This window comes from Vibrio sp. DNB22_10_4, from assembly GCF_052879755.1.
Genome location: NZ_JBNNXW010000002.1, coordinates 569,809 through 591,204, shown reverse-complemented (window position 1 = coordinate 591,204; position 21,396 = coordinate 569,809). Strand labels below are relative to the sequence as shown.

18 protein-coding genes are annotated in these 21,396 nt (G+C 47.5%); 12 read left to right on the top strand and 6 right to left on the bottom strand.

Annotated features, from left to right (window positions below):
• Positions 1-48 precede the first annotated feature (48 nt).
• The 5 genes from relA (at position 49) to ACVA6Q_RS10670 (ending at position 7,905) form a co-directional block, all read left to right on the top strand.
• A complete protein-coding gene (gene relA, locus ACVA6Q_RS10690; RefSeq protein ID WP_446647466.1) occupies positions 49-2,271 on the top strand; it encodes a GTP diphosphokinase in 2,223 nt (740 codons plus the stop codon).
• 258 nt (positions 2,272-2,529) lie between these two features.
• Positions 2,530-3,336: a nucleoside triphosphate pyrophosphohydrolase gene (gene mazG / locus ACVA6Q_RS10685; protein ID WP_446647465.1), complete on the top strand. Its 807-nt coding sequence runs from the start codon at positions 2,530-2,532 to the stop codon at positions 3,334-3,336.
• A gap of 162 nt (positions 3,337-3,498) precedes the next feature.
• Positions 3,499-5,139, top strand: a complete 1,641-nt coding sequence (locus ACVA6Q_RS10680) for a CTP synthase (RefSeq protein ID WP_353497135.1) — start codon at positions 3,499-3,501, stop codon at positions 5,137-5,139.
• A 75-nt stretch (positions 5,140-5,214) separates the two neighbouring features.
• Positions 5,215-6,516 (top strand): phosphopyruvate hydratase, encoded by a 1,302-nt coding sequence (eno, locus tag ACVA6Q_RS10675; RefSeq protein WP_353497134.1) that lies wholly within the window; start codon positions 5,215-5,217, stop codon positions 6,514-6,516.
• 213 nt (positions 6,517-6,729) lie between these two features.
• Entirely contained in the window at positions 6,730-7,905 is a 1,176-nt protein-coding gene (locus tag ACVA6Q_RS10670; protein ID WP_446647464.1) for an Ldh family oxidoreductase, read from the top strand.
• A 97-nt stretch (positions 7,906-8,002) separates the two neighbouring features.
• Here the strand turns inward: ACVA6Q_RS10670 and ACVA6Q_RS10665 are convergent, their stop codons facing one another.
• A complete protein-coding gene (locus tag ACVA6Q_RS10665; RefSeq protein WP_446647463.1) occupies positions 8,003-9,028 on the bottom strand; it encodes an AraC family transcriptional regulator ligand-binding domain-containing protein in 1,026 nt (341 codons plus the stop codon).
• Between the two features lie 127 nt (positions 9,029-9,155).
• Here ACVA6Q_RS10665 and ACVA6Q_RS10660 point away from each other — a divergent pair, with 127 nt between their 5' ends.
• Positions 9,156-10,295, top strand: a complete 1,140-nt coding sequence (locus tag ACVA6Q_RS10660) for an arginase family protein (protein WP_446647462.1) — start codon at positions 9,156-9,158, stop codon at positions 10,293-10,295.
• Positions 10,296-10,463: 168 nt separating this feature from the next.
• On the opposite strand, the gene ACVA6Q_RS10655 is transcribed toward ACVA6Q_RS10660, so the two are convergent.
• From ACVA6Q_RS10655 to ACVA6Q_RS10645, 3 genes are all read right to left on the bottom strand, one after another.
• Entirely contained in the window at positions 10,464-11,603 is a 1,140-nt protein-coding gene (locus tag ACVA6Q_RS10655; protein ID WP_446647461.1) for a glycerate kinase, read from the bottom strand.
• A 9-nt stretch (positions 11,604-11,612) separates the two neighbouring features.
• Positions 11,613-12,878: a GntP family permease gene (locus tag ACVA6Q_RS10650; protein WP_353497129.1), complete on the bottom strand. Its 1,266-nt coding sequence runs from the start codon at positions 12,876-12,878 to the stop codon at positions 11,613-11,615.
• A 160-nt stretch (positions 12,879-13,038) separates the two neighbouring features.
• Positions 13,039-14,181, bottom strand: a complete 1,143-nt coding sequence (locus ACVA6Q_RS10645) for a sugar diacid recognition domain-containing protein (RefSeq protein WP_353497128.1) — start codon at positions 14,179-14,181, stop codon at positions 13,039-13,041.
• Positions 14,182-14,275: 94 nt separating this feature from the next.
• Here ACVA6Q_RS10645 and ACVA6Q_RS10640 point away from each other — a divergent pair, with 94 nt between their 5' ends.
• The 6 genes from ACVA6Q_RS10640 to ACVA6Q_RS10615 all read left to right on the top strand — a co-directional run bounded on the left by ACVA6Q_RS10640 (position 14,276) and on the right by ACVA6Q_RS10615 (position 20,326).
• The gene (locus ACVA6Q_RS10640; protein WP_353497127.1) at positions 14,276-14,650 is read left to right on the top strand and encodes a UPF0231 family protein; all 375 of its coding nucleotides are present in this window, start codon (positions 14,276-14,278) and stop codon (positions 14,648-14,650) included.
• A 203-nt stretch (positions 14,651-14,853) separates the two neighbouring features.
• The gene (locus ACVA6Q_RS10635; RefSeq protein WP_038229080.1) at positions 14,854-15,192 is read left to right on the top strand and encodes a P-II family nitrogen regulator; all 339 of its coding nucleotides are present in this window, start codon (positions 14,854-14,856) and stop codon (positions 15,190-15,192) included.
• 18 nt (positions 15,193-15,210) lie between these two features.
• On the top strand, positions 15,211-16,440 hold the full coding sequence (locus ACVA6Q_RS10630) for an ammonium transporter (RefSeq protein ID WP_353497126.1): 1,230 nt from the start codon (positions 15,211-15,213) through the stop codon (positions 16,438-16,440).
• Positions 16,441-16,575: 135 nt separating this feature from the next.
• The gene (locus tag ACVA6Q_RS10625) at positions 16,576-17,586 is read left to right on the top strand and encodes a Fe(3+) ABC transporter substrate-binding protein (protein WP_446647460.1); all 1,011 of its coding nucleotides are present in this window, start codon (positions 16,576-16,578) and stop codon (positions 17,584-17,586) included.
• A gap of 83 nt (positions 17,587-17,669) precedes the next feature.
• Entirely contained in the window at positions 17,670-19,295 is a 1,626-nt protein-coding gene (locus tag ACVA6Q_RS10620) for an ABC transporter permease (RefSeq protein WP_446647459.1), read from the top strand.
• On the top strand, positions 19,295-20,326 hold the full coding sequence (locus tag ACVA6Q_RS10615; protein WP_446647458.1) for an ABC transporter ATP-binding protein: 1,032 nt from the start codon (positions 19,295-19,297) through the stop codon (positions 20,324-20,326). The genes ACVA6Q_RS10620 and ACVA6Q_RS10615 overlap by 1 nt, the downstream gene beginning before the upstream one ends.
• A gap of 15 nt (positions 20,327-20,341) precedes the next feature.
• Here the strand turns inward: ACVA6Q_RS10615 and ACVA6Q_RS10610 are convergent, their stop codons facing one another.
• Entirely contained in the window at positions 20,342-20,617 is a 276-nt protein-coding gene (locus ACVA6Q_RS10610) for a ribbon-helix-helix domain-containing protein (protein ID WP_446647457.1), read from the bottom strand.
• A gap of 74 nt (positions 20,618-20,691) precedes the next feature.
• Complete coding sequence (locus tag ACVA6Q_RS10605) at positions 20,692-21,252, bottom strand: DJ-1/PfpI family protein (RefSeq protein WP_446647456.1); 561 nt, start codon at positions 21,250-21,252, stop codon at positions 20,692-20,694.
• Positions 21,253-21,396: the final 144 nt, after the last annotated feature.

Here is a 21,396-nt window from a genome sequence, read left to right as displayed (position 1 = left end):
CGCTAACTGGGATAGGTTAGCGAACCAATAAACTAGGAAGAAAAAGAAATGGTTGCGGTAAGAAGCGCGCATTTGAACCCAGAAGAGCAGTTCAATTTGGATAATTGGATTGCGTCACTAAAGCAAGATAAAAACACCTCAAAAAGATTGAAAGACGTCTACCGTCAGTGTGAGGAAATCGTTGCCGATAGTGAGCAAGGGGCCTTGCTGTTGTGGCGCGGGAGAGAGATGAATGAAATCCTCATTACCCTGTCTATGGATAAAGCCACTTTGGTGGCAGCACAGCTCTATCCAGTCGTCTCTAGTGGCCTTTACGATCGTGAGCTACTAGAAGAAAACTACGGTAAAGAAATCATCAAACTGATCGACGGCGTTGAAGAAATGGCCGCCATCGGTCAGCTCAATGTCACCCTTGAAGACTCTGAGGCGTCGGGACAGGTCGATAATGTACGTCGCATGCTACTTGCGATGGTAGACGACTTCCGCTGCGTGGTGATTAAGCTTGCGGAGCGTATCTGTAACCTACGTGAAGTGAAAGATGAGCCAGATGACGTGCGCCGTGCGGCCGCAAAAGAGTGTGCTAACATTTACGCACCACTCGCTAACCGTCTGGGTATCGGTCAGCTCAAATGGGAAATCGAAGACTACGCCTTCCGCTACCAGCAGCCAGATACTTACAAACAAATTGCCAAGCAGCTTTCCGAGCGTCGTATCGTCCGTGAACAATACATCAAAGACTTTGTTGATGATCTCACCAGTGAGATGCAAGCCTCTAGTATCCTTGCTGAAGTGAGTGGTCGTCCAAAGCACATCTACAGTATCTGGCGCAAGATGCAGAAGAAGAGTCTGGATTTTGATGAGCTGTTTGACGTGCGTGCGGTGCGAATCATCGCCGAGCGTTTGCAAGACTGCTACGCGGCACTGGGCGTCGTGCATACCAAATATAAACACTTACCTAGTGAGTTCGACGATTACGTCGCCAACCCAAAACCGAATGGTTACCAATCGATTCATACTGTGATCTTGGGGCCAGAAGGTAAAACCATTGAAATCCAAATCCGCACTAAGCAGATGCACGAAGACTCCGAGTTGGGTGTTGCTGCGCACTGGAAGTACAAGGAAGGCGGCAGTAGTGGCCGCAGCGGATACGATGAGAAGATCACTTGGCTGCGTAAGTTACTCGACTGGCAAGAGGAAATGTCAGACTCTGGCGAGATGCTTGATGAGCTTCGTAGTCAGGTGTTTGATGATCGCGTCTATGCATTTACTCCACGCGGTGATGTGGTCGACCTACCAATGGGCGCGACACCGCTTGATTTTGCCTACCACATTCACTCTGAAGTGGGACACCGATGCATTGGCGCTAAGGTAGCTGGACGTATTGTTCCGTTTACCCACAAACTAGCAATGGGTGATCAGGTTGAAATCATCACGGCGAAAGAACCTAACCCATCTCGTGACTGGCTCAATCCGTCAACGGGTTTTGTACACTCTGGTCGAGCGCGCGCGAAGATCAATGCGTGGTTTAGAAAGCAAAGCCGCGAGAAGAATCTCGAAGCGGGTCGTGAGATCCTTGAGGCTGAACTGGCCAAGATCGGGGCTACACTTAAAGATGCTGAGCAATATGCCCTGAAGCGCTTCAACGTAAACTCTGCGGATGAGCTGTATGTAGGTATCGGCAGTGGCGATCTGCGTATCAACCAGATCATCAACCACATCAACGCCTTGGTAAACAAGCCAACCGCGGAAGAAGAAGATCAGCAAGCGCTTGAGAAGCTGCAAGAGTCAGAGAACAAAGCGCCAGCGCAAAGCCGCCCGCATAAAGATGCGGTAGTGGTGGAGGGGGTTGATAACCTTATGACTCACTTAGCCCGCTGCTGTCAGCCAATTCCAGGTGATCAGATCAAAGGCTACATTACCCAAGGACGCGGCATCTCAGTGCACCGCGCCGACTGTGAGCAGCTAGAAGAGCTCAGCCACCACGCGCCAGAGCGTATTATCGATACGGTTTGGGGTAATGGGTTTGTTGGTTCATACATTTTGACAATTCGTGTTGAGGCGATGGAGCGTGGTGGTCTACTTAAAGACATCACCGCTTTGTTGACCAACGAAAAGATCAAGGTGACCAGCATGAAGAGCCGCAGTGATTACAAGCGTCAGCTATCTATCATGGACTTTGATCTGGAAGTGAACAATATTGAGGTGTTGTCGCGCGTGACTAAGCGTATTGAGCAGATTAAAGATGTGATGAATGTGAAGCGGTTGGGGTAGTTTAGCGTACTATTTTAAGCTTGGCGATTTTACCCCCTCTAGCTCCCCCGGCTACGCGCCCCGTTATTAAGGGGGAGAACCTATACTAGCTCCTAGCGTCGCATCGTATTTTGTAAGGCGATGCGCAGCGAGCCAGTATGCTCCTCTCCTTAATAAGGGGAGGCTGGGAGGGGTAAAAAACCACGCGCTCCCAACCAAAAAAACACAACCAAGGGCGAGTGCTACCACACTCGCCCTTGTCGTAACCAGGAACTCAACATGACCCAACCTATAGACCAACTCCTCACCATCATGGCGCAGCTCCGCGATGAAGAAAAAGGCTGCCCATGGGACAGAAAACAAACCTTCGACACCATTGTTCCTCACACCATCGAAGAAACTTTTGAGGTTGTCGATGCGATTCACAACAAAGATTGGCCGAACCTAAAAGAAGAGTTGGGCGACTTACTTTTCCAAGTCATCTTCTACAGCCAGATGGCCAAAGAGCAGGGCTTGTTTGATTTTAATGAGGTAGTAGAAGGGCTTAACGAGAAGCTCACACGCCGCCACCCGCACGTTTTTTCTGACGTTGAGTTTGAAGATGAAGCGGCGATCAATGCCAACTGGGAGGTTGAGAAACAGAAGGAAAAAGCGCAACTAGGCAAAACCGCGCAAAGTATTCTAGACTCAATACCACAGTCGCTTCCTGCGCTTTCTAAAGCCAACAAAATACAGAAACGTTGCGCAAAATTTGGCTTCGATTGGGATGCACTTGGGCCGGTGGTTGAGAAGGTTCAAGAGGAGATTGAAGAAGTCGTTGAAGAAGCGATTCAAGTCGATGTAAACGAAGATAAACTGGAAGAAGAAGTGGGCGATCTTTTGTTTGCAGCAGTGAATCTTGCGCGCCATTTGAAGAAAGATCCTGAAGTGGCACTAAGAAAAGCCAACGACAAATTTTCTCGCCGATTTAAGGGTGTAGAAACGCGTGCTGCGGGTGAAGGTAAGTTACTGACAGACTTTAGTCTTCAAGAGCTGGATGCGTTTTGGAATGATGTAAAAAAACAAGAAAACTGCTCGGATTTGTGAACGGCTTCTCACTGGTGTACGTTTCTACTATTGATTTGAAGCAAAAAATAAAAATTTTGAATGTGATAAGTTTCACGTTGTGGCGGTAATGGGCTTCTGGTATATTTGCATCCCGTCCAGAAGAAATCCATTTTCCCTCATTCAACCAACTTCAGGTTAAACATGACGACAAATTATATTTTTGTTACTGGCGGGGTAGTATCCTCTCTAGGTAAAGGTATTGCAGCAGCATCTCTTGCAGCAATTTTAGAAGCACGTGGTCTTAAAGTGACCATGATGAAGCTTGACCCTTACATCAACGTTGATCCGGGCACAATGAGCCCAACTCAGCACGGTGAAGTGTTTGTCACGGAAGATGGCGCTGAAACTGACCTGGACCTTGGTCACTACGAGCGTTTCATCCGTACCAAGATGACAAAACGCAACAACTTTACTGCTGGTCGTGTTTACGCTGACGTTCTACGTAAAGAGCGTCGTGGTGACTACCTAGGTGCGACTATTCAGGTTATCCCACACATCACAAACGCTATTAAAGATCGTGTCATTGCTGGCTCTGAAGGCCACGACGTTGCGATCGTTGAAGTTGGTGGCACAGTTGGTGATATCGAATCTCTACCATTTATGGAAGCAATCCGTCAGCTAGCGGTTGAGCTTGGTCGTGAGCGTGCAATGTTCATGCACCTGACTCTAGTTCCTTACCTAGCGGCTGCAGGCGAAGTGAAAACTAAGCCAACGCAACACTCGGTGAAAGAGCTTCTATCTATCGGTATCCAACCAGATATTCTTGTTTGTCGTAGTGATCGTGCGATCCCTGCAAACGAGCGTAAGAAGATTGCTCTGTTCTGTAACGTACAAGAGAAAGCGGTAATCTCAATGAAGGACGTAGATTCTATCTACAAGATCCCTCAGTTGATTAAAGCACAAGGTCTTGACGATCTTGTTTGTACTCGCTTTGGTATCACCGCTCCAGAAGCAGACCTATCTGAGTGGGAACAGGTTATCTACGAAGAAGCGAACCCAACAGCAGACGTTGTTATTGGTATGGTTGGTAAGTACATTGAGCTTCCAGATGCGTACAAATCGGTAAACGAAGCGCTTAAGCACGCGGGTCTTAAGAACCGTCTGAACGTGAAGATCAAGTACGTTGACTCACAAGATGTTGAGAGCAAAGGCGAAGAAGCACTAGCAGGTTTAGACGCTATTCTTGTTCCAGGTGGCTTCGGTGACCGCGGTATTGAAGGTAAGATCCTTGCTGCGAAATACGCTCGTGAGAACAAAGTACCTTATCTAGGTATTTGTCTAGGGATGCAAGTTGCGCTTATTGAATACGCTCGTAACGTAGCGGGTATGGAAGGCGCACATTCAACAGAATTTAACAAAGAGACGAAATACCCTGTGGTAGGCTTGATCACAGAGTGGGTTGATGGTGAAGGTAAAGTTGAAGAACGTACTGAAACCTCTGATCTTGGCGGTACAATGCGTCTAGGTTCTCAGCTATGTCACCTTGAAAAAGGAACGAAAGCGTACGAACTATACGGCAATGCGAAGATCCACGAGCGTCACCGTCACCGCTATGAAGTCAACAATGTACTTCGTCCTCAGATTGAAAAAGCAGGTCTAAAAGTTTCTGGTCTATCAGCAGACAAGAAACTGGTTGAAGTGATCGAGAACCCAGCACACCCATGGTTTGTTGCTGCGCAGTTCCACCCAGAATTCACTTCAACACCACGCGATGGTCACCCACTATTCTCTGGCTTTGTTAAGGCAGCAGGTGAATACCAGCGCGGTACTGAAGAAAAGTAAAAAGGATACGGGCGGCAGCGAAGGTTGTGCGGCTGCCCTAAATTTGACATTTATATTTAATGAGAGGAAACATTAATGTCTAAGATCGTTAAAGTTCTAGGTCGTGAAATCATCGACTCACGTGGTAACCCAACTGTTGAAGCTGAAGTTCACCTAGAAGGCGGTTTCGTAGGTATGGCTGCGGCTCCATCTGGCGCATCTACTGGTTCTCGCGAAGCTCTTGAGCTACGTGACGGCGACAAAGCACGTTTCCTAGGTAAAGGTGTTCTTAAAGCTGTTGAAGCTGTGAACGGTGCAATCGCTGAAGCTCTAGTTGGTAAAGACGCTAAAGCTCAAGCTGACGTTGACCAAGTAATGATCGACCTAGACGGTACTGAAAACAAGTCTAAGTTCGGCGCGAACGCTATCCTAGCTGTTTCTCTAGCAAACGCTAAAGCGGCTGCAGCGGCTAAAGGCATGCCTTTGTTCGAGCACATCGCTGAACTAAACGGTACTGCTGGTCAGTTCTCTATGCCTCTACCAATGATGAACATCATCAACGGTGGTGAGCACGCAGACAACAACGTTGACATCCAAGAGTTCATGATCCAACCAGTTGGTGCTAAGACTCTTAAAGAAGGTCTACGTGTAGGTGCTGAAGTATTCCACAACCTAGCTAAAGTTCTTAAGTCTAAAGGCTACAGCACTGCAGTTGGCGACGAAGGTGGTTTCGCTCCTAACCTTAAGTCTAACGCTGAAGCTCTAGAAGTTATCGCAGAAGCTGTTGCAGCTGCTGGTTACGAACTAGGTAAAGACGTGACTCTAGCTATGGACTGTGCAGCATCTGAGTTCTTCGACAAAGAAGCTGGCATCTACAACATGAAAGGCGAAGGTAAAACTTTCTCTTCTGAAGAGTTTAACCACTACCTAGCTGAGCTAGCGAACAACTTCCCAATCGTTTCTATCGAAGACGGCCTAGACGAGTCTGACTGGGATGGCTTCAAGCACCAAACTGAACTACTAGGTGACAAGCTTCAACTAGTAGGTGACGACCTATTCGTTACTAACACTAAGATCCTTGCTGAAGGTATCGAGAAAGGCGTAGCTAACTCTATCCTTATCAAGTTCAACCAAATCGGTTCTCTAACTGAGACTCTAGCTGCTATCAAGATGGCTAAAGACGCAGGTTACACAGCTGTAATCTCTCACCGTTCTGGCGAAACTGAAGATGCAACTATCGCTGACCTAGCGGTAGGTACTGCTGCAGGTCAAATCAAAACTGGTTCTATGAGCCGTTCTGACCGTGTTGCTAAGTACAACCAGCTAATTCGTATCGAAGAAGCTCTAGGTGAAAAAGCACCTTACAACGGTCTTAAAGAAGTTAAAGGTCAAGCTTAATTCTTGATTTTTAAAAGACTTTGAAAAAGCCGCTCAATTGAGCGGCTTTTTTTTATGGTCAGAATAGCCACACAGATTTGTGATGTTTGTCATCAAAACGGGTAACAGTTTAAGTAACAGCATCCAGTATGTTACTTCTGAATTTCGTCTTTTCGGTTAAAGTGACTACAGTTTTCATAAAAACGTATTCCTACTTATACAGAGGACATTACCATGGCTAAAGTTAGCAGCCCTACTACTACGTTTAACAACGAGTACTTCTCATTCATCGTTTCTGAATCTTGGAAGCACATCGGTGCCTCTCAAGCACACGCTGATATCCTAGCGCACAACCTACTTGTTGGTGGCCTACAAGGTAAACTACACCAAGGTCTGGGTGTTATCGAAGCGGTAACTATCCCTTACGAAGCGGGTATCCTTGATACTACGACAACTCCAGAAATCGAGTCTGAAGGTGAAACTTGGGCTGTTTACAACGGTAAGAAGTCTTCTGGTCACTACGTATGTACGCTAATGGCTCAAACGGCTATCGAGAAAGCACGCAAGCACGGCATCTCAATCGTATTCGGTTACGACCACTGTGACGGCGGCAACTTCTCTAACTACACACAGATGGCAATGAAAGAAGGCATGTTCGCAATGTCTTCAAACAACTCTGTACCTCTAAACGCACCATTTGGCGGCATGGATCCATCAATGTCTTGCCCTCCGTTCGATGCGGCACTAATTGGCGGCGAAGAGCTACCACTAGTAACGTCTATCATGATCGGTGAAGGTTACGACTCTCACATCTGTGACGCTATCGTTAACGACCGCGACCTACACGTTGCTGCACTTGTTGACCAAGACACGGGTGAGCTAACCGCTGACGCTCGTAAATGGGGCTCTCTAATCGAAGGTTACGGCCGCGTTGCTGACTGTAAAGCACCATGGACGTTCCTAACACCACGTCTATACTCGCTAAACATCTGGAACGAAGTAATGACGGCAATCATCAACCCGAAAGGTAAGATTGCTCCTGAGCTTCCAGCAGTACCAAGTGATTTCTTCACTATGGAAGATGCACCATGTCCAGTAGGCGGTTCTTACATCCTAGTGATCGACCCAAGCCACTTCGGTCCAATCGAAGAAGTGAAGCGTAAGTCTGACATGTTCGTTAAATCGATCAAAGAAAACCGTCCACGCGCTGGTTTCAACGAAGTATTCATTCCTGATGAGTGGGGTCTAAAAGCACTTGCAACTGCAACTGATGAGCACCAAGTCATGGACGCTCACTGGGACGGTTTCAAAGACTTCCTAAAACGTTCTGGTACTTCAATCGAAGAGCTAAACGCGAAGTGGGAAGCAAAAGTTGGCGCTGATCGCGCTGCGGAAACTATCCGTAAGTAATTGAAAATCATACGCACATGATTTTAAGCCCGGTCTTTTGGACTGGGCTTTTTTTTGTCTGTAACCGACTGTTACTGGCTTAGGTAAATTGGCAGGGTTATTTTGAAGCGGACAGTCTGTATTGCTTTGGGCTACAGCCCTCAAACTTGCTGAACGCGCGAAAAAAGGGTGGCGCAGAGTGATAGTTGAGTAGCTCTGCAATTTCAGCAATCGGCAGCGAGGAATTCGCCAAATACTCTTTGGCAAGCTGCATTCGGGTATCCAATACCAGCTGCTTAAAGGTGGTGTGTTCAGCTTCGAGTTTGCGTCTAAGCGTGCGAGAGGTCATGTTGAGGTCGTCTGCCACCATTTCCATAGTGGGTAAGCCATACTTCATTTGACTGAGTAGTTTAAAGCGAATTTGGTAGCTCAGCGGAGAGTCGAGGCTATCGTCGAGTCGCTGGCTTTGCACGGTGGCGATATGAGCAATGATCGCGGGTTGTAGCGTAATGTCATGGTGCACCCAACTGACGGGAAAGCGCAATTGATTGTTGTTGGCGTCAAAACTCAAGTTGTCGGTAAATATCTCTCGATACAATGGAGCGTAACTTGGCTCTTCGTAGGAAAAATCGACAAAAACATATTGAGGTTTAAACAAGTCGCCAAGAAAATTTTTGAGTCCAAGGTAATAGTGGCACAGAGACTCTTCAACATTATAGTGCTGCGCAGAACGTCCTTCAGAGCGGTCAACAATAGTGATGTAAGCCCATTCGCTATCGTAACCAATATGAATATCCACATAATCTTTGGTCACAAACGAAAATTGTAGTCCGGTATCGAGCAACTGCTTAATATTTTGACAGTTGATCATCGCATAGCCCCAAGCGCCCATATCTTGCAGCTTGAGTCGCTTAGCGATGCGCAGCCCCAGTCCATCGATGTGCAGTTGGTTTACTGTTAGATTAATCAGTTGGTGCACCTGGGAGACTTGGATTGGGTGGTAGTGCCCTTGATTGATACGCATGATGTCGGCTTTACGTAAAAACTGATGTGCGTCGAAGTCACTGCCCATAGTCTGGCGAACGATCGCTTCCCAATGACCAATAATCGCTTGTAAAAAGTGTTGATGGTTCAAAGAATACACAGAAATTGTCCTGAAATATCATGTTGCTGTCCTGAAGTGTAATTAATAACACCCGGTTTAGCCACTATAATAACCCTATCTTGAGAAGTCGCCTTAGCGGTTACTCCAATAACTAGAGGAATTATCCATGTTTAAGCCAAAACGTGTTGAAATTGCGAAAGACAAACTAGACCTATACCAAGACATCTACTGGAACAAGTCAGATGCAGATTTCTACATCAACGAAGACATTGCTCCTATGCAAGCTCGCATGGCTGAGCAAGGCGTTGAAGCATTCAGTTTGCTAGGTAAGCAGCACGTTGGTGCATTTGGTGCGCCATATGTGAACAACTTCGAAGGCGTTGACATTGCAATGTACGGTTTAACCATGGATAAGTGCTCACCAAACGCTGGTGGTCACAAGTTCGGTCCTGCTGCTATCCGTGAAGCATCAAAAACGGGTATGGGCATGATTCACCAAGACGGTACTATGCCGTTCGAACTGTGTAACATCATTGACTACGGAAACTGGGATGGCCTAGGTCAATTCAACCTAGATGAAGAAATGCGTGCCGCGCAAGAAGTTGTTGATGACATGGTTATTAATCACGGTATCACGCCATTCTTCTTTGGTGGTGACCACACTGTGGCTTACCCAGGTCCTGCGGCACTGGCTAAAGTTCACGGCCCTGTATCGCTAATCCACATTGACGGTCACTTTGACCTACTGACTCGCAAAGATTTTGACTACGAGTCATACTCAGGTAACTGGTACTGCCGTCTCGCATCAGAAGGTGCAATGGATCCATCTACCAGTGTCAGTCTTGGTATGCGTGGTCGCTGGTGTGCATCACAGCAAGGTAAGGCGAAAGCGATTGGTGGTAACTTCTTCCTAGCGGATGAAATCTACGACCTAGGCATCGACTACATTGTTGAGCAGATCCTTGAGAAGCAAGGCGATGGTCGTCCAGTATACCTAACGTTTGACCTAGATGGCCTAGATCTTCTAGACCACAGTGCAAACTCAAGCCCAGATCCATTCGGTGTGACAGCGCGCATGTACTACGATATCTTCCGTAAGCTTCGTGCAACTAAGCGTATCAACCTAGTGGGTGCAGATATCGCGGAATTTGCTCCTCAGAAGAACTCTGACGAGAAAGATGCGCTACTAACAGCAGCATTCGGTTGGGAACTACTGACATGGTTGGCAGAGTGTCGCCACATCCGTGAAGGCAAAAAGAACCCAACAAACTGGCCAATGAACTTCGGTCGTAACATCGAATTCTAATAAGACTTGGTCTACTTCGTGGATGTCATCCCTGCGCAGGCAGGGATCTTCTCACAGCGTCCATCAAGCCTATCGTAGATTCCTATCTGCATAAGCGCACGGCTAGTGGAATGACATAAAAAATGCCCGCTCAATTGAGCGGGCATTTTGTTTTTGTAGCAAAGGAGACTATTTGCTGAAGTTCATCGCCATCGCAGCAGCGATGTTGCGAGACGTCATCTCGACATTAAACGCCGCTTCCTTCAAAGCTGTTGGCAGGTCAGTCGCACCAAGTACCACGCTGTAAGCTGCATCGATACCGTGCTCATGCACCACCTCACAATCTTTTGCCGTGCTACCCGCTATCGCAATAACCGGAATATCGTATTGCTTAGCGGTGCGCGCTACACCAATTGGCGTTTTACCATGGATAGTTTGGCTATCAATTCGACCTTCACCAGTAATCACAAGGTCGGTATCTTTCACCACTTCGCTAAGGTTGACTGCATCCATTACGATCTGAATACCTGGACGAAGCTCGGCATCGAAGAGACCTAACAGTGCAGCACCTAGACCACCAGCAGCACCAGCGCCAGCGGTACTCACTACGTCACGACCATTGGTCGATTTAATCACTTCTGCGTAGTGCGCAAGGTTACTGTCTAGCGTTTCAACCATCTCAGGCGTTGCCCCTTTTTGCGGGCCAAACACATGAGAGGCACCTTTCGGGCCGCATAGCGGGTTATCTACATCACACGCCACTTCTAGCTTGATGTCCGCTAGGCGAGGATCCAGCTCAGCAAGGTCGATACTCGCAAGCTTGCTTAGCTCACCGCCACCAAACCCCAGTGCATTGCCGTCGGCATCAAGCAGTTTTGCACCTAGAGCTTGCGCCATGCCAATACCGCCGTCATTGGTCGCACTACCACCGATGCCGACGATAATGTGTTTCACGCCACGATCCAGCGCTGCTTTTACTAGTTCACCGGTACCAAAGGTGGTGGTTACCAGTGGGTTGCGTTTTTCTGGTTCTACCAAATGAAGACCGGATGCAGCCGCCATCTCAATGATGGCGGCTGAACCATCACCCATAAGACCGAAGAAGCCCTCAACGGTTTGCCCTAGCGGTCCTGTTACGTCACAAGTAACAATAGAACCGCCAGTGGCATCAACAAGCGACTGCACTGTGCCTTCGCCGCCATCTGCCATCGGAAGTTTGATGTATTCGGCGTCGGTGAAGATTTTCTTAAATCCTGCCTCAATAGCGTCGGCAACTTCCATGGCCGTAAGACTTTCTTTGTATGAATCTGGAGCGATGATAATTTTCATAATTAAACCTTAAACAAATAGACCGAACACACCGAAGATCATTACCGAAACGAACGCGATCATCAGACCAACTGCAGACTCGTAAGGAATGAGTTTGAGACGCTCGCGAATATCCATATGCACGGCGCCACCTGTGGCGTGAAAGAAACTACCGTGTGGCATGTGATCCAATACAGTAGCACCAGAGTGAATCATGGCGGCACCCGCTAGAGCAGGAACGCCGAGTTCAAGAATGGTTGAGCTAAATACGCTGGATGCAACCGCAGTACCTGCTGTGGTCGAGGCTGTTGCCAATGCCATCATGGCGCCAGAAATTGGCGCGAGAAGGTAAGAAGGCAAGCCAGACGCGGTTAGCACATCAATAAGACCGTCTTTAAGACCTGAGTTAGCGATGATGCCAGCAAGAGTACCTGTACCAAGAAGCATTACAGCTACTGGTGCCATGCGCGATAGGCCAGATACTGCAAAGTGGTTGGTATCGGCAAAGCGTCCCATCACGACAGCACCGATTAGGCCACCTAGTGGCAGTGCGATAAGCGGGTCAACGTTGATGCCAGCAATAGGGCGAAGCGCAAGTAGTGCGATAGCAACGAGAGGGGCAACAATGGCAGCGCCAAATGTAGGCAGCTTAGAGTGGTCAACCGCAACCACTTCGCTTTCTGCTACTTTAGAGCCTTTGTTTACCAGCTTTTTCGCGATGAAGTAGGCGAAGATCATGCCACACAGACCAGGGATAACACCCGCGGCCATTACCGAGGTAAGAGGAACGTTGAATGCGTCTGCAGCAGCGATCGCATTTGGGTTTGGCGACATCACGTTACCCGCTTTACCACCGCCGACCATCGCCAGCAAGATTGCAGTTTTAGAGATGTCAGCACGGCGTGCAATCGCCAGTGCTATTGGTGATACAGTAATAACCGCCACGTCAACGAATACGCCAACCGCAGTTAAAATCATAGTGGCAATCGCCAGGGCGAGAAGCGCGCGAGTTTCGCCTACTTTCTTGACAATGGTTTCAGCAATAGAAGTTGCAGCGCCGGATTCGATTAGCACGCCGGCCAAAACACCCGCTGCCAGAATACGTAGCACTGCAGTGACAATGCCTTGTGCACCACCGATCATTAGAGCAACAGTATCGGTGAGAGAAACGCCGCCGACAACACCACCGACAAGGGCGCCGATGATCATGCCGTAAGCAGGTGGAACTTTCTTAAGAATAAGGGCAATGGCAACAATCAGAGCTGCTAGTGCGCCTAAGGTAGAGACTTCAATCATGGTTTGTTTTCCGCAATTTTAATAATTTTTTCGTTGGGTCTAAAAGCCCTTATTGAGCGGAAGAGTAGCCATTTAGGGGGAGGTTTTCTTTATGCGAACTGACGAATTTATCACTGATGGTTATGGTTAATTTGTGCAGATGCACAAATTAACCATTTTGTTACAAACATTTTAACGCGAGGTAGAGTTGTACTTTTTCATCTAAGTTATTGATGTTTAAGTTGGTTAATTGCTCTATTTTGTCGAGTCGGTATCGCAAAGTGTTACGGTGTATATGGAGGGATTCACAAGTTTGAGCTAGATCGCAGTTTTGCTCAAAAAAAGTGCGCAACGTCTTCAATAGCGCGCCTTTGCTGTCCGCGGCAATCAGTTTTTCAATCGGAGTCTTTAGTTGATTGGCGCGCCATGGGTCGTGTTTGATGCTGCTTATTAGTACCGATAACTTGCGGTCTTGATAGAACAAAATAGGGCCATCTAGACTGTGGCTACTTTCGATCGTCGCTTTGGCGGTTTCATAGGATTTAGCAATACCGACCAGCTCTGGGAAGTAGTCACCTATCGCCATTTGAATTGAAAAATCACACTCTTGGTCGATACGTTTTAGCAGCTTTGCCACACGCTTCTCTTCTTCTTTGCGGCTCCACGAGTCATTGATAATCGTCACCGGCTTTAATACCACGATCTCATTCATTGATACCGAAGCGATCCCGACGATGTTATCGCGCTCCGGATACTCCAATAGATGCACCAGCTTTTGTAGGTGTTCAAGCGTTACTGGCTCTCCTGGTCGTGGGATCACTTTGATCACAGTAGCAACACGAGGCTGAGCAAGGTCGAGATCAAGCCTTTGCGCGATAGAGAGCAATTGGCCTTCGTTTAAACTCGAGCCTTCTATTAGTTGTAAAAGCAGCTCTTCGCGATGTCGTTTATTCCATTGCACCTGCGACATTAAGGCCGCCTGTTCTACGATAAGCTCTGCGGTCATTTTGACCAGCTCACCATAACTGCGTACCTCTTCCGGTGTACCAGAGATACCCACAACTCCAATCACGTTCTCGTCGTAGATAATAGGTAGATTGATACCTTTTTTAACCCCTGAAAGGGTAGAGGCAACGGAGTCATTGATCTCTAAGGTGCGGTTATCGCGGATCGCTAGTAGCGCGCCTTCGTGGATCTGATGCAGCCTCGAAGGATCACTTGAGCCAATGATGACACCATTTTCGTCCATCACGTTAATAGAGTAATCGATGATCTTTTTCGCACGATCGACAATTTGTTTAGCAATGAGAGAGTTAAGCTGCATACGTTGAACATGTTATCGGAAGATGCTTTTGAGTATACCCGATTGTCTTGCAAACTAAGGTATACTCACCGCGAGATTACCAAGAGAAACAGTGATGGAATTCGAGTTTATTAAAAACAGCTTTACTGGGGAGTACCTAGTGAGATGTGAAATGGGCCAAGAAGTGATAGCCCGATTACTACAAGAAGAGATCAGTACCAGTGACCACACCATCACGGAAATAACAGCCTTGCTCACTAAAGCTGCCCAGTTTTCGGGCAATGAGTTCAAGTGGCAAGGTAAAGAGATCTCATTAAGTGTGGTGGACTCGGAGGTTCATGTTTACGAAAATTCCTTAGCTTTTGATAGCTTAATGGAGATGGATGAAGAGTTTTCTGTCTACGAGAGCGAGAGCCATAGCGAGTGTGGACTGGAAGATTTTTGTTCAGTTTTGGAGCAATGGGAGCGCTTTATTCATAACAGGTGCTGATCGTTTGCCCCAAATTTGCACACTCCTAGTGCTAATAACATTAAACGCATTATTTTTGTGAATACCTTGCACCAACTAAGTGCAAGGTATTTTCATTTGTGTAACATGAAAATATCAATCCTTTATTTTTCAATAGGTTAAAAAGTTGGCACGTACCTTGATTACTAGAATACGTAACAGGGATAAAAGGCGAAGGGGATGCCATGAAACTTATTAACGCAATCATTAAACCATTCAAACTCGATGATGTAAGAGAAGCACTTGCAGATGTTGGTATTGAGGGAATGACCGTTTCTGAGGTCAAAGGATTTGGCCGTCAGAAAGGACACACAGAATTATATCGTGGTGCGGAGTATCAAGTGGACTTTCTACCGAAAGTAAAACTTGAGATTGCGACGCACGCAGACAACGTAGACCGAGTTATTGAAGCGATCACTAACGCTGCTCAAACCGGCAAGATTGGCGACGGAAAAATATTTGTGTACGACCTAGCCCAAGCAGTACGTATTCGTACGGGCGAAATGGACGCTGAAGCACTTTAAGGGATTGGAGAACTTATTATGGAATTAGCAACGACTGTGAGCGAACTGCGTTACGCGCTGGACACTTTTTACTTTCTTATTTCAGGCGCATTAGTAATGTGGATGGCGGCAGGTTTCGCCATGTTAGAGGCGGGCTTAGTCCGCTCAAAGAACACAACAGAAATCTTAACCAAAAACTTCTGTCTTTACGCGATTGCGTGTACTTGTTACCTCATCGTGGGCTATCACATTATGTATGTTGATAACGGTGAAGGCGGTTGGCTACCATCATTTGGTGCGCTAATTGGCACTCAAGGTGAAGGCGCAGACCACTCTCTAGAGTCGGACTTCTTCTTCCAGGTAGTATTCGTAGCTACAGCAATGTCAGTTGTTTCTGGTGCGGTTGCTGAGCGTATGAAGCTTTGGTCTTTCCTAATCTTCTCTGTCGTGCTAACAGCGTTCATCTACCCAATGGAAGGTTACTGGACATGGGGCGGCGGTTTCCTATCAGAAGCTGGCTTCAGTGATTTCGCAGGCTCAGGTATCGTTCACATGGCTGGTGCGTCAGCAGCTCTAGCAGGTGTTCTACTACTGGGTGCTCGTAAAGGTAAATACGGTAAAAACGGTGAAATCCACCCAATCCCAGGTTCGAACATGCCGCTAGCTACGCTAGGTACGTTCATCCTATGGTTAGGTTGGTTCGGTTTCAACGGCGGTTCTCAGCTAATGGTTTCTGACTTCGAGAACGCAACAGCGGTTGGTCAAATCTTCCTAAATACCAACGCAGCAGCAGCAGCGGGTGCAATCGCAGCAATGCTAGTGTGTAAGACAACTTGGGGCAAAGCTGACCTAACGATGATTCTTAACGGTGCACTAGCAGGTCTGGTAGCAATCACAGCAGACCCACTGTCACCATCACCAGTTTACTCTGTAGCAATCGGTGCAGTAGGTGGCGCGCTAGTCGTATTCAGCATCATCGGTCTAGACAAGCTTAAGATTGACGATCCAGTAGGTGCTATCTCAGTTCACGGTGTGTGTGGTTTCTTCGGCCTAATGGTTGTTCCACTAAGCAACGGTGATGCAACGTTCGGTGCACAGCTTCTAGGTGCGGCAGTTATCTTCGGTTGGGTATTCGCAGCGAGCCTAGCGGTATGGGCGGTACTGAAAGCAACCATCGGTATCCGTGTAACGGAAGAAGAAGAGCTAGAAGGTATGGACATGCATGACTGTGGTGTAGGTGCTTACCCAGAGTTTGTTAGCATGAAGTAACGTTTAGTTACACTTTTATTAAAAACCTGCCATATTTGGCAGGTTTTTTTATATCAGATCATTGTTTTCCAAATCATTATGAATATAATAACGCAACTGATAAACGTTCTCATTATGAATTAAAGGAACTAAACAATGAAAAAACTGCTAACTCTTTCTGCAATCGCAGCAAGCTTTGCCGCTCCAGCGATGGCTGCGGAAGAAGTCAACGTTTACTCTTACCGTCAACCTTTCCTTGTTGAACCAATGTTCAATGAATTCACTAAAGAGACGGGCATCAAGGTAAACGTGAAGTTTGCTAAGAAAGGTTTGGCAGAGAAGCTTGCGCAAGAAGGCGAATACAGCCCTGCTGACGTTGTGCTAACAACGGACATCAGCCGCCTTGCAGAGCTGACTGATAAGGACGTTGTTCAAGCGGTAGATAGCGACGTGATTAACGCGAACGTTCCTGCTCAGTACCGTGATAAAGAGAATGAGTGGTTTGCACTGACTCTGCGTACTCGTAACGTTTACTCATCACGTGACCGTGTTGGTAAGCTAGGTGCAGAGTTCAACTATGCAGACCTTGCTAACCCAGAATACAAAGGCAAAATCTGTACTCGTAGCGGTAAGCACCCTTACAATGTATCTTTGGTTTCATCTATGATTGCTCACCACGGTGAAGCAGAAACGAAAGAGTGGCTAGAAGGCGTAAAAGCGAACCTAGCTCGTAAGCCACAAGGCAACGACCGCGCTCAAGTTAAAGCGATCAAAGAAGGTCTTTGTGATGTTTCTCTAGGTAACAGCTACTACCTAGGCAAAATGGTTAATGATAAAGAGCAAAAAGCGTGGGCTGATGCGGTTTACATCAACTTCCCTAATCAAGAAACCACTGGCACACACGTTAACGTGAGTGGCATGGCAATGGCGAAATATTCGCCAAACAAAGAAAATGCACTGAAGCTAATGGAGTTTCTAACAGGCGAAAAATCTCAGCAAATGTACGCAGAAGTGAACTACGAGTACCCAGTGAAAGAAGGCGTTAAGCGCTCTGAGCTTGTGGAATCTTGGGGTGACTTCAAAGCAGATACTATCTCGCTAGACGACATTGCTGGTTACCACAGCGCTGCGATCAAATTGTTAGATGAAGTTAAGTTCGACCTATAATCGAAAAAAGGGGGTATAATGCCCCCTTATTCAATCTGGTTTATGACTTCTCGACTTCGCGTCGCCTGATGTATGTTTAGGCAATGAAAGAAAAAAATGTTGTTTGGAAAACCAGTAGTGGAGTGCTTACTCTGCTACTGGTTTTGCCTATTTTAGCGATCTTCTATACCGCACTTGGTGAATCAAGTGATCTTTTCGCACACCTGATGTCGACGGTGATGCCCACCTATATCCTCAATACCATCAAACTGGTGGTTGGCGTTCTACTGCTTTCGCTTATTTTTGGTGTGCCAAGTGCTTGGCTGATGGCTATGTGCCGCCTGCCGACGGAGCGAGTATTGCAATGGGCGCTGGTGCTGCCTTTGGCGATGCCGGGCTATATTATTGGTTATATCTTCACCGATTGGTTTGATTTTGCCGGCCCTATTCAAGTGTGGCTGCGTGATGTGTTTGCCTGGCAAGCGGGCGATTACTGGTTCCCGGATATTCGCACGGTTGGTGGCGCCACGGTTGTGCTGTCTTTGGTGCTTTATCCTTACGTCTATCTGCTGTGCCGCGCGGCATTTATGGAGCAAAATGTCTCTTTACTGCAATCGGCAAGGCTGCTTAAGTGCTCGCCGTTGGAAAGCTTTTGGCGTATCTCATTGCCACTCGCTCGCCCATCAATTGCAGTGGGTTTGTCGCTGGTGGCGATGGAAACCATTGGTGACTTTGGTACGGTAAGCTACTTTGCAGTCAGCACCTTAACCACGGCGGTTTACGACACTTGGCTTGGCTATTCCAACTTGAGTGCGGCAGCCAAAATTTCCGCCATGATGATGGTGGTGATTGTACTCCTGCTAGGTGCAGAGCGTTACAGTCGCCGCAAGCAGAAACTGTTTCAAAGTCAGTACAATAGCCATGAAGATTTTCGTTATGAGTTACGTGGCTGGAAGAAGTGGGCGGCATTAACTTGGTGTTGGGGATTGGTATCGGCAGCGTTTATCTTCCCGCTTGGTCAGTTAGTGATTTATGCCTACAAATACTTTGAACAAAGCTGGACAGAAGAGTTCCAGACTTATGCTATCAACAGCTTGCAGGTCTCTATCATTGCCGCCATCATCGGTGTGATCGTTGCTTTGGTGGTTAACTTCTATCGCCGTTTGGATCCAAGTCGCAAAGGTATTGTTTTCATGCGTGCCTCGTCACTGGGTTATGCCGTACCCGGAACGGTATTGGCGATTGGTGTGATGGTTACCGTCCTGTTTATGGATCATTCGGTGAATGATTTCGCCAAAGCGATGGAGTGGCAGCGTCCTGGCCTGATTTTCTCTGGCTCCATGTTTGCGCTGATTTTTGCCATGGTGGTACGTTTTTCTGCGGTAGCGATTGGCAGTATTGAAACCAGTCTGAGTAAGGTTTCCCCTTCGCTTGATATGGCCTCGCGCACAATGGGCTGTAAAAAGAACCAGATGTTGGTTCGCGTGCATTTGCCACTGATTAAGCGTGGTGTTTTGATTGCTGGCTTGTTGGTCTTTATTGAGTCGATGAAAGAGCTCAATGCTGCGCTGCTGCTGCGTCCATTCAACTTTGAAACCTTGGCCACCTACGTATTTAACTTTGCCTCAGATGAGCATTTGGAGCTTGCAGCGATGCCGGCCGTCTTGTTGGTACTTGTTGGATTATTACCGCTCATTATTGTTAACCGTTCATTGGAGCAAAATCACTGATGACCACTGCACTGTCGATTGAAAATTTATCTTGTCAGTATGACGAGCAAACGATACTTGAGAACTTGTCTCTAGAGGTTAATCAAGGTGAAATTGTTTGTTTGCTGGGCGCTAGTGGCTGCGGTAAAACCACCTTGCTGAAGGCGATCGCCGGTCTATTGCCGCTCTCAGCAGGTAAGATGACGCTGGGTGAGCGTGAGATTGATAATGGTGAAACTTGGATGCCGCCAGAGCAGCGCAACATCGGTATGATCTTCCAAGACTACGCGCTGTTTCCTCACCTAACGGTGGCGCAGAACGTCGCATTTGGCCTCAAGGGCACTCCGAAGTCAGAGCAAGATGCCATCGTAATGGAAATGCTGTCACTGGTACACCTTGAGCAGTTCATTGACCGTTACCCGCATCAGCTATCGGGTGGTCAGCAGCAGCGCGTGGCGATTGCGCGCAGTTTGGCCTACAAGCCCGATCTACTGCTACTTGATGAACCGTTTTCCAACATTGATACCCAAGTACGTCATGAGCTGATCCGCGAGATCCGCAAAATCTTCAAAAAACAGGGTGTGACAGCGATTTTCGTGACTCACAGCCGAGAAGAAGCGTTCGCGTTTGCCGACAAAATGGCGGTGATGAACCAAGGTGTAATCGAGCAATATGGCTCGGCGTCGGAACTCTATTTCTGTCCATCGAGCAAGTTTGTTGCGGACTTCTTAGGTGGCGGCAGCTATTTGCAAGCTAAGCATGTTAATGACAAGACCTTTGAGACGGCTATCGGCCAGGTTGAAGCCCAATCCTGCGCTTTGATTGAACACGGTGCTGATTGTCAGCTCTTGGTGCGTCCACAGCACATTCAATTGACCCAGTCTGATAAGAGCACTATTACGGTCATCGAGCAGCAATTTATGGGTGATCATTGCCGCTATGTGGTGGATATTGAAGGTACTCGCGTATTGGCAACCTCATTACAAGCGCTTGATGTTGGCCAAAGTGTCGCGGTGAGTGTCGATGCCCAAGGCATCGTTGCTTTTGCTTAATGCGTGCTCTGGAAACTAGAGCTCGATGCGCTGACCATTATTAAGATAGGTGGTGCAGGCCACACGAAGCAGAGAGGTGAAGTTACCGATTTCGCCTCGCTTTTCGACTACTTCCCGATAAATCCGTGATAGAAACTCCGCCAGTGATATCCCAGCGTCCTCTGCAATCTCTTCAATGATCTTCCAAAACACCGCTTCCAGTCGAATGCTGGTGACGACTCCGTCAATGCGCACGCTACGCGACTTCAATTCAAACAAGTTGGTTTCGGCGCCAGAGTAGATTTCACACATTTGTGATAGCTCCAATTAACAGTGGGTTTGAATAGCATAGCGGCTACTGAGCGATTGTCAGTTGTGCTTTAGTCTTAGTTGAGTAGCTTGTTGAATTGAGCCAACCAAGCAGGGTGTGCAGGCCACGCTGGTGCGGTGACAAACTGACCATCAGTAACGGCCTCCGTGACCTCAATATCAGCGTAGCTGGCACCGGCGAGTTTTACCTCTGGGGCGCAGGCTGGATAGGCTGAGATAGTGCGCCCTTCAATGACGTTTGCAGCTGCAAGTAGTTGTGCGCCATGGCAAATTGCGGCAATCGGTTTTTGCGTTGCTGCGAACGCTTGTACCAATTCAATCACCTCTGGGTTCAGTCTTAAGTATTCTGGTGCACGTCCACCCGGGATAAGCAGGGCATCAAAGTCAGCGGCATCGATGCTGCTGAAGTCTGCATTGAGGGTAAACAGGTGTCCCGGCTTTTCGGTGTAGGTTTGGTCGCCTTCAAAATCATGAATAGCGGTTTTGATAGTGTCTCCTGCCTTTTTCTCAGGGCAGACTACCGAGACGTGGTGTTCCACCATCAGTAGTGCTTGGAAGGGCACCATAAGTTCATAATCTTCCACAAAATCGCCTGCAATAATAAGTACCTTAGCCATCGTGTTCTCTCCATGTTGCTTGTCTTTGTTGGGAAATGAATCGCCGAATTCTGACGTTAACAAATTTTTTACAATGCTTGGTAGTAGTGGATTACTACAAAAAAGCCCGGAGACAGTCGTTCCGGGCAAAGATGTTCTCCACCT